The sequence below is a fragment of the Xylanibacter oryzae DSM 17970 genome (assembly GCF_000585355.1).
GTDB classification, from domain to species: Bacteria; Bacteroidota; Bacteroidia; order Bacteroidales; family Bacteroidaceae; genus Prevotella; species Prevotella oryzae.
Genome location: NZ_KK073873.1, coordinates 1,608,459 through 1,623,496, shown reverse-complemented (window position 1 = coordinate 1,623,496; position 15,038 = coordinate 1,608,459). Strand labels below are relative to the sequence as shown.

Annotated in this window: 11 protein-coding genes; 7 read left to right on the top strand and 4 right to left on the bottom strand. The window is 35.8% G+C overall.

The window, feature by feature from the left end; genetic code table 11:
• Positions 1-13: 13 nt before the first annotated feature.
• Positions 14-4,327 (bottom strand): hybrid sensor histidine kinase/response regulator transcription factor, encoded by a 4,314-nt coding sequence (locus tag XYLOR_RS06645; protein WP_084608543.1) that lies wholly within the window; start codon positions 4,325-4,327, stop codon positions 14-16.
• 85 nt (positions 4,328-4,412) lie between these two features.
• Positions 4,413-5,732 carry a threonine/serine exporter family protein gene (locus XYLOR_RS06640; RefSeq protein WP_036880835.1) on the bottom strand — a complete coding sequence of 440 codons (1,320 nt, stop codon included), beginning with the start codon at positions 5,730-5,732 and terminating at the stop codon, positions 4,413-4,415.
• A gap of 229 nt (positions 5,733-5,961) precedes the next feature.
• Between XYLOR_RS06640 and XYLOR_RS06635 the strand changes: the two genes are divergently transcribed.
• The 6 genes from XYLOR_RS06635 (at position 5,962) to guaA (ending at position 12,260) form a co-directional block, all read left to right on the top strand.
• A complete protein-coding gene (locus XYLOR_RS06635) occupies positions 5,962-6,234 on the top strand; it encodes a co-chaperone GroES (protein WP_036877966.1) in 273 nt (90 codons plus the stop codon).
• A gap of 36 nt (positions 6,235-6,270) precedes the next feature.
• Positions 6,271-7,899, top strand: coding sequence for a chaperonin GroEL (gene groL, locus XYLOR_RS06630; protein ID WP_036877965.1), 1,629 nt, complete (start codon positions 6,271-6,273; stop codon positions 7,897-7,899).
• Positions 7,900-8,205: 306 nt separating this feature from the next.
• A complete protein-coding gene (locus XYLOR_RS13920; RefSeq protein ID WP_036877963.1) occupies positions 8,206-8,385 on the top strand; it encodes a hypothetical protein in 180 nt (59 codons plus the stop codon).
• 55 nt (positions 8,386-8,440) lie between these two features.
• A complete protein-coding gene (locus XYLOR_RS06620) occupies positions 8,441-9,979 on the top strand; it encodes a RapZ C-terminal domain-containing protein (protein ID WP_036877961.1) in 1,539 nt (512 codons plus the stop codon).
• Positions 9,976-10,710 (top strand): nucleotidyltransferase family protein, encoded by a 735-nt coding sequence (locus XYLOR_RS06615; RefSeq protein WP_036877959.1) that lies wholly within the window; start codon positions 9,976-9,978, stop codon positions 10,708-10,710. The genes XYLOR_RS06620 and XYLOR_RS06615 overlap by 4 nt, the downstream gene beginning before the upstream one ends.
• A gap of 5 nt (positions 10,711-10,715) precedes the next feature.
• A complete protein-coding gene (guaA, locus tag XYLOR_RS06610; RefSeq protein ID WP_036877955.1) occupies positions 10,716-12,260 on the top strand; it encodes a glutamine-hydrolyzing GMP synthase in 1,545 nt (514 codons plus the stop codon).
• Positions 12,261-12,472: 212 nt separating this feature from the next.
• Here guaA and XYLOR_RS06605 read toward each other — a convergent pair whose 3' ends face one another.
• Both XYLOR_RS06605 and mscL read right to left on the bottom strand, forming a co-directional pair.
• Positions 12,473-13,126, bottom strand: coding sequence for an outer membrane beta-barrel protein (locus XYLOR_RS06605; protein ID WP_036877953.1), 654 nt, complete (start codon positions 13,124-13,126; stop codon positions 12,473-12,475).
• 139 nt (positions 13,127-13,265) lie between these two features.
• Positions 13,266-13,694, bottom strand: coding sequence for a large-conductance mechanosensitive channel protein MscL (gene mscL, locus XYLOR_RS06600; RefSeq protein ID WP_036877952.1), 429 nt, complete (start codon positions 13,692-13,694; stop codon positions 13,266-13,268).
• 216 nt (positions 13,695-13,910) lie between these two features.
• Here mscL and gap point away from each other — a divergent pair, with 216 nt between their 5' ends.
• Complete coding sequence (gap, locus tag XYLOR_RS06595) at positions 13,911-14,942, top strand: type I glyceraldehyde-3-phosphate dehydrogenase (protein WP_036877950.1); 1,032 nt, start codon at positions 13,911-13,913, stop codon at positions 14,940-14,942.
• Positions 14,943-15,038: the final 96 nt, after the last annotated feature.

Below are 15,038 nucleotides of genomic sequence, written 5' to 3'. Positions count from 1 at the left end.
TTATTAATAGTTTTTATTTTTTACCATATTTACTAGGTACAACACCATATTTTGCTTTGAAACATTTGTTGAAATATGATGCATCTTGTATTCCTACTTTATAACTAATTTCAGATATAGACAATTCGTTTTCAATCAAGAGCTCTGCAGCAATGCGCATACGTTCATTAGATAAGTACTTATTTGGGGAAATGCCTGTCAATTCACGCATCTTGCCATAAAATTTGGTACGACCCATATTCATCATTGATGCCAATACATCAACATTAAAATCGGTATCTTCTATATGTTGTGATATTATATGCTGCACTTTCTCCTTAAATACTTTGTCTGCCTTATTAGTGAGAATAGAATCTGATGTCAAATGAGCAGCAGGTGCTAAATCATTCGAGTCGCCGATGTTGCTGGTCTTTTCAGACTCTAATCTGATAGACCATTTTATGAGTTGTATGGCTCTGACAATAAGAATACGGAAGTTACATGGTTTGACCATATAGTCGTCTGCACCGGCCTCGTATCCTTTAATCTGATGGTTCTCATCATCTAAGGCTGTAAGCATTATTACGGGTATATGACAGGCATCCTTATCTTGCTTGATCTTCTTAACGATTTCGTAACCGCTCATATCAGGTAGCATTACATCGCAGATAAGCAAAACAGGGTGAGTCTTTAATACACCTTCGCAGCCGAATTGGCCGTTCATATATCCTTCTACATTGAAATATACACTCAGTTCATTCTTTATTTGCTCCATCATGTCCGGATCGTCTTCAATAACTGCTACAGTATAGTCGTTTATTGATGCTGGGAGCATCTCTCGTATTTCAATATTAGCATTTTCATCCAATACGTCTTTGGTTTCAACAGCTAGGTCGCTCTTATATTCTTCCGGGCTGTATACGTTATCATCGTCCGGGAAAATAAATGTGAAGATGGATCCGCCTTTTGCATCAACTCTATTATATGTTAGTGCCCCCTTATGCGCCTTAGCCATATTGTGTGCGGTATATAATCCTATGCCCATTCCTCCATTTGAAACATATCCATGCATAAATGGCTGGAATAAGTTCTGCATTTGTTCTTCACTTATTCCTGGTCCATTGTCTTCGCATATAATGCATATTTTATGGTATTGTTGATCTTTTATAATCTTAATGCTTACCTTTCCTTTTGTAGGAGTATATTTTACGGCATTGCTAATAATATTATAGACGATTAATTCTACTACATGTTTATCAAATAACATTTCATATTTTTTGTCAAAAGGAGTAAATGTTATTGATATGTCTTTCTGCCTGGTAATAGGCCAAAAGTCTTGATATATGTCTCTGACAAATGATATCAAATCGGCATGTTCTACATTCAATTTTATATTTTCGGTGCTGACTTTGCGGAATTCCATGAGTTGATTTACTAGGCGCAAAAGCCTTTTTGTACCTCTGTTGGCAGTTTGTATTGCACTCTTTGATGTATTGCGTCCTTCAGAATTACTAAGTTTATCAACTGCTCCTTGTATAACCGCAAGTGGTGTACGGAATTCATGTGCTATATGTGTAAAGAAATTTAACCTAAACTCGGTAAGTTGCTGGTCGATCTGTAGCTGTTGATGAAGACGGAATCTTTCTTTCCATCCTTTATATATATAATATCCAATTGCATATGCAATCAGTATATAAACAGCCCATGCCATCCATGTATTGTACCATGGTTCTTCAATATTTATATCCAAAGTGGTTTCGTCACTCCATTTATTGCTACCGTTCAGCGTTCGTAAATGGAATATATAATGGCCGGGAGCAAGATTGTTATAGTTCACCTTATTCGTAGTTGTTGAAGAATGCCAGTCACTGGATAGTCCTTCCAGATAATATTGATACAATGATGTCTTTATACTGTTGTAGTTGAAATTTGAAAAACTGATCTCGATAGTGTTCTCTTTATGGTTAAGAGAGATGCATTTCATATAATTAAGGGCCATATCCAATTCTTCGTTGCCAGCTTCTTTGTCATATAGAGATTTCCCGTTTACTTTCACATCAGTAATACATGCCTTTATGTTAGAGGCCTTGTGCATCTGCATTTCTTTTTCTGGTGTAATTGCAGTAAGTCCGTAGTTGGTTCCGAACAGAAGGCGTCCATCTTTTAATTTTACAGCACAGTCTTCGCTATATACATTGCCTTGCAGAACATTACTGAACTGATATGTTTTAATACTGAAGTCGTGACCATTAATACGTGATATTCCTCCTTCTGTTCCAGCCCAGATGTCGCCGTTGTTGTCTTCTATTATAGAGTTAACATTGTTGTTTACCAACCCTTCACTTGTAGTTATCGCATGATACTTTAATGACTTGTGATCCGGTGAAAATTTACATTCAACGGCACCTGAACCAAGTGCACCAATCCATAAAACCCCTTTAGTAGTATGCTCAAGACTGATTATCTCATCATTAGGCAACATATGATTTGCAGTATTATAGCAGATGAATGATTTATCTGTTATATTGCGTTTATGGCTATCTATATAGTACAGACCGTTGTTTGTCGCAATCCATAATTCTCCATTTTTGCCAAATTCAAGATTGTGTATTCTCCTTTCCTTAAAGCTGCGATTTAGATATTGATTGAATTTTAAAGGCTTGTTAGGCGAATATTTAGTCATAAGTAACCCGCCGTCCCATGTAGCTATCCATATACGCCCATAACAATCCTCTCCGATATCATAGAAGTCGTTAACAGGCACGTTATATTTACTGTCATTTTTAGAATATTTTATACCATCAACATATAGTCCGCCTCCTCGTGTGCCTATCCAAGTGTGCCCTTTACTGTCTTTAAAGTAGGCATATACACATGCATCCATCTCTTTTTGGAGTGTAATGGATCTATTGTTTGTGTTATAATCATACAATTTATTCTCTTTTGTACTTATTATTATATTTTCATCGTCTTTTTTATATATATGGCGTACGTAATTAGCCCAGTCGTCTTTATGTTTTGATTCTGGATAAATGAAATTGGCAGTCGCACTACCCACAGAATTTATGCATGATAAGCCTGCTGTTTCTGTACTAACCCAAATGCATCCACTACGGTCGATCATTATATCTAGTAAAAAGTTGGAATAAATTAATGGTCTTGCATCACTAGGTGTGTGATGAACCATCGTTCCGTCTTTTGGATTGAAAATAAAAAGACCGTTTCCGTAAGTAGCAATATACAGAATCCCATATTGATCTTTTACAATGTTGAACATTCCGTCTCTTGCTTTTGTATACTTGATGTTTGGTATTAGGTTGAATTTCCTTGCGGAACCTTTATTAGGGAAAATTGTCAGATTGCCATTGTCGTCAGATATAAAATAATATCCGGTAGCGGCCCACCTCTCTCTTCCATTTTTTATTTGAATGTCAAATGGTTTATAAAATACACCAGTTTTGAGATCCATCGCGAAAGTTTCGCTATCAGTGAATATGAACCATTTGTTTTGCCATATTATATTACTTGTGATTTTATTTATGTGCCCCATCATAGATGGTAAAATGCCGTGTCTAATAAGTCGGTATTTGTTATCGTAGACATATGCATTATTATCAGCTGTAATAAAAAGAATATATTTGTCCTGAATCCTGTTGGCTATTATATCATGTCCCTTAAGAAAAATCTTTTCTTTGCCTCTTTTGTCTAGCAATATTGCTCCTTTATCAGTAAAGAACCATACATTATTATTAAAGTCTTCTCTAATAGTATGTATCTTGTTGGTCGGTAGCTGATGATTTTCTTTTGTGTAGTCTTTCTTTGTAAGAATACCATTATTGCCACTTATGCATCTGGCTCCGAAGCAATCATCATATAGCCACATACCGTTAGGCGATAAATATCTGTTTTTGAATTCCCTTTCTTCATCACCGCATCCTGTGTAATCAACGAATTTAGCTTTCCTAAGATTGTAACAGGCAAGCGAATGCTTGGAAGTATAGATCCATAAAAGTTTATTCTTGTTATCATTGAAAAGCAATGCCACATGAGGGTCAGTATTTTCAACGGCCTTACTGCCAAGTTTATGAAAATTTACAAAAGAGTAACCGTCATAGCGACACAGACCATTAGATGTACCAATCCACATATACCCATAATCATCCTGAATCATGTCGTTTATTGTATTACAAGTAAGTCCGTCTGCCGTGGATATTAGTCTGCTTTCATAAGAGACAGAAGCATTAACCTGTATGCATGAAAAACATGATAAAAACAGAATAAAAAACTTATGGAATATAGCTTTCATATGATCATTAAAGTTTGCTGCAAAAATACTAAAAATAATCATATAAAGTATATTTAATCTGTTTTTATAACAAAAATCACATGCGTTTTATCATAAAGTTGGCTTGTTGATGCTATCAGGAATTAAGTCAATCTACATTAGGGCGCACTTGTTTCATTCTAGTAACAGAGAAAGACTGTCTGTGAAATATAAAGATAGGTATTACACAACCTACAACCATGCCGACCATCACAAGTATAGTGAGCATTCCAAAATGGAAAAACTGATCAACGTATTCGGCTGTGTAGTTCTCAGATGTACGAACCATATTTATAAGTGCTATTACAGATTTGTATGCAAACATACCTGGTACCATAGGTAGCAAGGATGGGAACGCAAAACATTCGGAAGGGCAGTGTATATGTGTTCCAAATTGTACCGCGAGTAATCCTATTACGAATGCTGCAATAGTAGAGGCCATTGCCTGATCCATCATTATGTTGCTGTTGTGCATAAGAAAATACCTTATGCCATGGCCAATACATGCAAGAAGTGCTGATATGAAAAGCGCTTTACGTGGAGGATTGCTTATAATAGCAAATCCAATTCCGGCTACAGCTGCGAATAGACCATCTGCGATGCTGGCAAGTATGATGTTGGCACGTATCACCTTTGTGAAAGTAGTGGCATCTATACCTGTTATGAGTAGTGTTAATGATAGTCCTAAAGCGATACATATTATAAGCATGCCTGCATTTGTCAGTCGTGCGATGCCATTAAGAACATGATGGTCTATAATGTCCATTACACCGTTTATTAAAGGTACGCCAGGCACTAAGTATAGCATACTCGTTCCTAGAGACATATCTTCAGTTCCACCATGTATTAAAAGATAGTCTGTTGAGCCTATAATGGTGGATATGAATGAGCATATAATGAAGACAGCAAGTGCACTCCATTTTCTTTTCGTAAGTTGTTGGCGAATGTAAAATCCTATAAATGTAGCAATCCATACGATAATCATTGATGTTAAGTTACCATCAAAAAGTCTACAAAAACATGCATTTGCGAACGATACAAGAATAAGTACAACCCATGGACTTTCGCGCTTCTCACTTATAATTCTTTTGTATTCGCTCCAGAGTCTGTCTATAGACAGATGCTCATCAAAAGCTCGCCATGACAATTTTGACAATTCCATGTTTGAACGGAAATTCAATGGCATAGAAGGCATTCTCTTGACATATGTATAAGAGTGGTTGCAATGGTTGTCGTGCAGCGTTATACTCATTGTCTTTGGGAATATTAGAATATTAGCATGATAATTAAATGATACCGCAATACGTTCTGTATTTCGGCACACTCTGGATGTCTGTACACCTACAGCCATTAGAGTAGCTGCATACTCAGATAAAAAAATAGTAATTTCTTTTAGGTTCTGGTGGATGTCATTTTGTTGTATCTGCATCGTCTTTATAACTTTATTAATTTGCACTAAATGTTATCTTTCTGAATTCGACTGCAAAATTAATACATATTCTTTGATTATCCAATTAATTGTGTGACAATTTTGTCAGTATGACACTGACATAATTGGCAATTTTTTAATTTTGGCACAGTTTTCGCATGTTATCTCACGAAAGCATTTCATTAGATGCTTCCAATACAGTATATAAACAATTAAAAAATAACAGATTATGAAAATTAAACCATTAGCAGACAGAGTACTTGTACTCCCTGCACCAGCTGAAGAAAAAGTAGGTGGTATCATTATTCCAGACACTGCAAAAGAAAAACCATTACACGGAAAAATTGTTGCTACAGGTAATGGAACAAAAGATGAGGATATGATCCTTAAAGACGGTGATGATGTACTTTATGGTAAATATTCAGGTACTGAACTGGAATACGAAGGTACTAAATATATTATGATGCGTCAAAGCGATGTTTTGGCAAAAATAGAAAAGTAATCAGTTAATAATTAATTTTTTAATAGACAAACAATTATGGCTAAAGAAATAGTTTTTGATACAGATGCACGCGACTCATTGAAAAGTGGAGTTGATAAATTAGCAAATGCAGTTAAGGTAACTTTAGGTCCTAAAGGACGTAATGTAGTTATCGAAAAGAAATTCGGAGCTCCTCAAATAACAAAGGATGGCGTAACCGTAGCAAAAGAAATAGAGTTGGAAGACCGTTTTGAAAATACAGGTGCACAGCTCGTTAAAAGTGTCGCTAGCAAAACAGGTGATGATGCCGGAGATGGTACAACAACAGCTACAATACTTGCTCAGGCTATTATTCAGGAAGGTCTGAAAAATGTTACAGCAGGAGCAAATCCTCTGGATTTGAAAAAAGGTATTGATAAAGCAGTTGCCGGAGTTGTAAACTATATCAAGAATAACTCAGAGAAAGTAGAAGATAATTACGATAAGATTGAGCAAGTAGCTACAGTAAGTGCTAATAATGATCCTGAAATAGGTAAGTTACTTGCAGATGCAATGCGCAAGGTTTCTAAAGATGGTGTTATCACTATTGAGGAAAGCAAAAGTCGCGATACGCACATCGGCGTAGTTGAAGGTATGCAGTTTGATCGTGGCTACCTGAGTGGATATTTTGTAACAAACGCTGATAAAATGGAGTGTGTTATGGAAAATCCTTACATTTTAATCTATGATAAGAAAATTAGTAATCTGAAAGACTTCTTGCCAATTCTTCAGCCTGCAGCTGAGAGCGGACGCCCATTGTTAGTAATAGCAGAGGATGTTGATTCAGAGGCATTGACAACATTGGTAGTTAACCGTCTCCGTAGTAATCTTAAGATTTGTGCAGTTAAAGCTCCAGGCTTCGGCGATCGTCGTAAGGCAATGCTTGAAGATATAGCAGTTTTGACAGGTGGACTTGTTATCAGCGAAGAAAAAGGATTGAAACTTGAGCAAGCAACTCTTGAAATGCTTGGAACATGTGACAAGGTTACAATTACTAAAGATAATACAACTATAGTAAATGGTGCTGGCGAGAAGAAACTTATAGATGAGCGTGTGGCTCAGATTAAAAATGAAATTGCTAACACAACAAGTAGCTATGATAAAGAGAAACTGCAAGAGAGACTTGCAAAATTGGCTGGCGGTGTAGCTGTACTATACGTAGGAGCTAACAGTGAAGTCGAAATGAAAGAGAAAAAAGACCGTGTAGATGATGCATTATGTGCAACACGTGCTGCTATCGAAGAAGGTGTTGTTGCCGGAGGTGGTACAACATATATTCGTGCTCTTGAATGTCTTAAAGATGTAAAGGGCGTAAATGCTGATGAGCAGACAGGCGTTAAAATCGTTGAGCGTGCAATAGAGGAACCTTTGCGCCAGATTGTCTTCAATGCCGGAGGTGAAGGTGCTGTAGTAGTACAGAAAGTTCGTGAAGGTAAAGGTGACTTTGGTTACAATGCTCGTACAGATTCTTATGAGGATATGCGCAAAGCCGGAGTTATTGACCCAGCTAAGGTTGCTCGTGTAGCTCTAGAGAATGCTGCATCAATAGCAGGAATGTTCCTTACTACGGAATGTTTGGTTGTTGACAAGGCTGAAGATAAGCCTCAGATGCCAATGGGAAACCCTGGTATGGGCGGAATGATGTAAGTTGTAAAGTCTAGATAACAAATAAATTGGGTAGTTTGTAAAAAACTGCCCAATTTTGTTTTTTTTACTATTAAAATGCTAAAAAATAGTATGAAATGTTTGGAGCTTATAACAAAACTTATTACCTTTGCCGATGTAAGAAGATAAAAAAGTATTGGAGTAATTCCAAAAAAGATATTTTTTTGATTTGTTTTAGTAGATTAGTTTTTAAGTAGTTTGTTTTTTAGAAATCGGTTGTCGTGAGATAACCGATTTTTTCTTTATAATTTTGTTGTTTATTTTAAATTATATAACTTTGCGCTCATTATGAATAAAAAGAAAATAACATCATATATAGTTTTGTGCCTTGTAATATCTTCTGGGCTATTGTTTATAACCGAATCATGGTTTATGTCTATGGGTATAATGATTATTCTTGTAATAGTTGATGTGTTATTAAAAGAATATATATCAAAAAAACAAGATGAAAATGATGGTGAAAAATGATTTTTTTTGTGATTTGGTCTCTTTTATACGATTTTTACAGTAACTTTGCAACGAAATGCAAGAGCTTATAGGATTATATAAGAAATGGTGTGGCGAAGAGCCGGCAAATGTGCAGAAACTTCCAGGCGCAGGAAGTAATCGTGAGTATTACAGAATTACAGGTACCGACGGGAACTCAATAATTGGCGTTATAGGAACAAGTCGTGATGAAGATCATGCATTTGTTTATCTTGCACAGCATTTTTCTCAGCGTAAACTTCCAGTACCGCAAATTTTTGCTGTAAGTGATGATGAATTATGTTATCTGCAGTCTGATTTAGGCGATTTGTCGCTCTTTGATGCAATAAAAGGTGGACGGGATACAGGTGGAAGATACAATGTAAAGGAAAAAGAGCTTCTTGTAAAGACTATAAGGGAACTACCAAATATACAACTTCGAGGTGCCAGAGGATTGGATTTTTCAAATTGTTATCCTCAGCCTGAGTTCGATTCAGATAATGTACTTTTTGATTTGAATTATTTTAAGTATTGTTTCCTTAAGGCAACAGAACTTGATTTTCATGAACTAAAACTAGAGGCGAATTTTCGCCTTTTTGCTAAAGATCTTACTTCTGAAAAATTGGATAGCTTTATGTATCGTGACTTTCAGGCACGCAATATAATGCTAGATCAAAAAAGCAATCCGTATTTTATTGACTTTCAGGGAGGCAGAAAAGGTCCATATTATTATGATCTGGCTTCTTTTTTATGGCAGGCATCTGCTAATTACTCTTTTAAGTTGCGCCGAGAATTGGTGTATGAATATTATAATTCTTTAAAAAACTATACAGAGGTCCCTTCTGTAAGGCACTTTGTAGAACGACTTAATCTTTTTGTATTATTCAGAACGCTACAAGTTTTAGGCGCCTATGGATTTCGTGGATACTTTGAACATAAAAAACATTTTATAGACAGTATACCGCCTGCTATACAAAATCTTAAAGAATTGCTGAAGTTGAATTGTTTTCATTATCCGTATATGATGAATATGCTGAAACGGTTAACAGATTTACCTCAGTTTGCTCAAACAGAAGAGCCTTCATTAAATCGTTCTGATGGATTGAAGATAACAACGGATCCATTATATAAATCACGCCCACAAGATGGGCCAGCTACATTCTCAAATTTTGATCATAATGGTCCACTTATAGTTAAAGTGTTTAGCTTTTCTTATAGGAGAGGTATACCTGATGATGATTCAGGAAATGGAGGTGGATATGTATTCGACTGTAGAAGTACACATAATCCTGGTAGGTATGAACCTTATAAAAAACTAACAGGACTTGACGAACCGGTAATCCGTTTTTTGGAGGATGATGGTGAAATACTAACATTCCTTGATAGTGTATATAAGTTGGCGGATGCTCATGTTCGTCGATATATACAGCGAGGCTTTACCAGTCTTATGTTTAGTTTTGGGTGTACTGGTGGGCAACATCGTAGTGTGTATTCAGCCCAACATCTGGCAGAACATATAAATGACAAATTTGGAGTAGAGGTGCGTATTGTACACCGTGAACAGAATATATCAACAATATTAAAGGCAAAGAAATAATGCAGGCAATGATTTTTGCAGCCGGATTGGGCACGAGACTTAAGCCACTTACGGAAAAAATCCCTAAGGCATTGGTGCGTGTAGGTGATAAAACATTACTTGAGCGTGTCATCAATAAGTTGAAAGGTGCCGGAACTGATAAAATTGTTGTAAATGTACATCATTTTTCAAACCAGATTATAGATTATCTTAGAAGGAATGATAATTTTGGAGTGGAAATTCTTATCAGTGACGAATCAGATAAACTACTTGATACGGGTGGTGGAATAAAAAAGGCTTCATCCCTTTTAAGTAAAACATCGCCGGTCTTGATTCATAATGTAGACATTCTTAGTAATGTGAATCTGAAAAGCTTTTATGAGTCAAACTTAAATAATGATGCTACATTACTGGTAAGCAAAAGAAAAACAAAACGTTACCTCCTCTTTGATTCAGACATGCGTCTCGTTGGCTGGACAAATATAGAAACAGGCGAAGTTAAAAGTCCTTATACAGACTTACAACCGTCAAAATATAAAAAGTATGCATTTTCAGGTATTCATCTTTTTTCTCCGAAACTTTTTGGTTATATGAACGATTTTCCAGATAAGTTCGGAATAATTGACTTTTATCTTGATATATGTGCAAAAGCAAATATCAAAGGTTATTTAAAAGAAGATTTAAAATTAATGGATGTTGGAAAAATGGAAACATTATCACAAGCTGAAGAATTTATAAACAATCAAATATAGTATTTATGCAACAGAAGATTATTATTCTTGATTTCGGATCACAGACTACTCAACTTATAGGAAGAAGAGTTCGTGAACTGGATACCTTCTGCGAGATTTTGCCGTATAATAAATTTCCTAAAGACTATGCAGATGTTATAGGGGTAATTCTGAGTGGTTCTCCTTACTCTGTACATGATAAAGAAGCTTTCAAAGTTGATTTAACTCAGTTTGTAGGCAAATATCCCGTCTTGGGAATATGTTATGGCGCGCAGTTTATCGCTAACTCAGGAGGAGGAAAGGTTGAAAAAACAAATACTCGTGAGTATGGGCGTGCCAACCTTCAAAAGTTTGATGCTGAAAATCCTTTGTTTAAAGGCTTTACAGAAAATTCTCAGGTTTGGATGAGCCATGGTGATACTATTACGGCAATACCAGAAGACTGTAATATAATAGCATCTACTGCAGATGTAAAGTTTGCTGCATATGCAAGCTGCAAAAATCCCCTTTGGGCTGTTCAATTCCATCCTGAAGTATTTCATACAACTCAAGGTGCACAACTGCTAAAGAATTTTGTAGTTGATATATGTGGTAGTAAACAAGTATGGAGCGCAGCTTCTTTTGTAGAATCTACAGTTTCAGAACTGAAACAGCAACTAGGCAATGATCGCGTTATACTAGGACTCAGTGGCGGTGTTGATTCTTCTGTTTGTGCAACATTACTGAATAGAGCTATTGGTAAAAACCTAACATGTATATTTGTTGACCATGGAATGCTCCGTAAAGACGAGTTTGCTAAGGTAATGGAGGCTTATTCCGGCCTAGGATTAAATGTGATTGGCGTAGATGCGAGTGATAAATTCTTTAAAGACCTTGAAGGAGTAACTGATCCTGAGAAAAAACGTAAGATTATAGGTCGTGACTTTGTAGAAGTTTTTAATGCAGAAGCAAAGAAAATTAAAGATGCAAAATGGCTCGCGCAAGGAACAATATATCCAGATCGCATAGAAAGTCTTAGCATAACAGGGATGACTATAAAAAGTCATCATAATGTAGGAGGACTGCCAAAAGAAATGAAGTTGCAGCTTTGCGAACCTTTGAAGTGGCTGTTCAAAGATGAGGTCCGTAGGGTAGGACATCAACTTAATATGCCGGAGCGTCTTATAAACCGCCATCCATTTCCGGGACCAGGTTTGGCCGTACGAATACTTGGTGACATAACACGCGAGAAAGTTCGTATTCTTCAGGATGCAGACGATATATATATAGAAGAAATGCATAATTATATATGTGAGGATGGTGATTCTCTATATAATAAAGTTTGGCAGGCAGGAACAGTTCTTCTTTCAACAATTCGTAGTGTAGGAGTTATGGGAGATGAACGTACTTATGAACACCCTGTAGCTTTACGTGCTGTTACGAGTATGGATGCTATGACAGCAGACTGGGCACATCTGCCTTATGACTTTATGGCAAAAGTTTCAAATGAAATAATAAATAAAGTAAAGGGCGTAAATAGGGTTTGCTATGATATATCATCAAAACCACCTTCGACAATAGAATGGGAATAATCCATTAATTCACTAAATATTGACTTATTGATATTACGATATCAATAAGTCATTTTTTATAATTATAGAAATTTTTTCTTCAAATAATATATTAATTTTGTCACTATTTATCCATATATCTAGTATAGATGGCAATATACTTAATGTTTGCGGAAAACGACTTATTGTATTACGGACATTCCGAGATGATTTTTCAAAACGTTGTTATAAAATTAGAATATGTATCCGACAGAAAAGCCCACCGTTATATTTATCTTTGAAACAACAAATAAATCATCCATTATTGATTCAAATGCATTGTCTGATTTATAAAGGTCTCTAAAACCATTCTCCATAAATATTCCCATATTAAAGTGGTCTTTATGAATGTATTGAATTTCAGAGCTTAAACCGTAATCCCATCGCGTTCTATATAAACCGTCGTTTCCGAAAGTTTTAACATCTTCATTGTTTTCCTTCCCGTTAATTGAAGTCTTGATATTTCCATTTCCACTTATTCCATAAGCAATATATGGACCTACTAAAACTCTCCATTCGTTTTTATAATTAGAAAGTGTTCCTATTCTTATTGCCAAGCGAACAGGTATGGTTATGAAATTTGCGTTGAAAGAATATTCCTTTGTCCTAATTCCTTTTTCTTGATCAGATGTAATTGTTGTTGTGTTTTTCTTTGTCCTATGTCTGTCAGACCAATGAAGTCCGGAAACAATAGAGAATCTCTTTGAAATAGGCATTTCTATATTACCTCCTACTCGCCATGATATATCTGGAGAAAATTGTGGTGCTCCTTCTATACTATATTTTATTTGCGCTTTAACAATGGTAGTTGAATAAATTATAATGACAAAAAACAAGAATCGTTTCATATTTTTAAATTAAAGTTTGTTGCAAAGTTAGTCAAACTTTTTGGGAAAATGAAACGAAACGAAGAAAAAGTCCTTCTTCGCATATATTGTAGTAATAAAAATCAATGGAAATTGTCGTTATGCATATAATATTTTTTACTTATTCTATACCATTTTTTTCTTTTAGTAAATCACGTATTTCCATTAAAAGCACTTCTTCTTTAGAAGGAGTGGGCTGATTCGTAGGCTTTTCTTCTTTTTTGTTATTTGCCAATTTGTTTATACCTTTAACTAACAGGAATACACATAAGGCGATGATAATAAAATTGAGTAAAGCTTGTACAAAATTTCCGTAATTGATTGTAGCGGGAGTTATTTTCTCAAGTCCAAAATCAACTGATGGTAATTTAAATTTCAAGTCTGTAAAATTCACTCCACCGATAAGCCAACCTATTGGAGGCATAATGATATCATCAACTATAGAAGATACAATTTTACCAAAAGCAGCACCAATAATTACGCCAACGGCCATGTCTACGGCATTACCTTTCACAGCAAACTGTTTAAACTCATTTATAAAATGTCCCATAGTTATTATTTTATATAAATTAATAGAAGTTTCGTATGCAAATATAGATTTTTTTTGTAACTTTGCGGGCGAAAAGAGAAATAAATGCAGAAATGCGTTATCTTTGGTAGATATTTTACTCTATAAGAGAAATTCATTACACAAATAAAGGGTGACGCACAAAGGCAAAAAAGTTGTTTAGTATATATTTTAACCCTTTAAAATAAATAAAGCAAAATGATTAAAATTGGTATTAACGGATTCGGTCGTATCGGTCGTTTCGTTTTCCGTTCTACTCTTGAAGAGGCTAACAAGAACGATGTTGTAGTAGTAGGTATCAACGACCTTCTGCCTGTTGATTACATGGCTTACATGCTTAAGTATGATACAATGCACGGACAGTTCGATGGAACAATCGAAGCTGACACAAAGAAAAATGAACTGATCGTTAATGGTAACCACATCCGCATAACAGCTGAGAAAGATGCAGCTGATTTGAAGTGGAATGAAATCGGTGCTGAATATGTTGTAGAGTCTACAGGTTTCTACTTGACAATGGATCGTGCTGAGAAGCACATTCAGGCAGGTGCTAAATATGTAGTTCTTTCAGCTCCTTCTAAGAAGGGTGACGACGGTCGTCAGGCGGATATGTTCGTTTGCGGTGTAAACACAGACAAATACGCTGGACAGACAATCGTTTCTAACGCTTCTTGTACAACAAACTGTTTGGCTCCTATCGCTAAGGTTCTGAATGATAAGTTCGGTATTGAGACAGGTCTTATGACAACAGTTCACTCTACAACTGCTACACAGCGTACAGTTGATGGTCCTTCTTTGAAGGATTGGCGTGGTGGTCGTGCTGCTTCTGGCAACATCATCCCATCTTCAACAGGTGCTGCTAAGGCTGTAGGTAAAGTTATTCCTGAACTTAACGGTAAATTGACAGGTATTTCTATGCGTGTTCCTACTTTGGACGTTTCTGTTGTTGACTTGACAGTTAACTTGAAGAAATCAGCTTCTAAAGAGGACATCTGCAAAGCAATGAAAGATGCTTCTGAGAAAGAATTGAAAGGCGTACTAGGATACACAGAAGACAAAGTTGTTTCTTCTGACTTCCTTGGCTGCTCATTGACATCTATCTTCGATGCTGAAGCTGGTGTATACTTGACAGATAAATTTGTTAAAGTTGTTTCTTGGTATGACAACGAGATCGGTTACTCTCACAAAGTAGTTGACTTGATTAAAATCATGAAGAAACACAATGGTTAATCATTGGAAACTTTAAGATAAAAAATTGCCGTTCAGCATTGCTGAACGGCTTTTTTTGTTTATATTTGCAAACAAAACAATATTTTTATAGTTCTT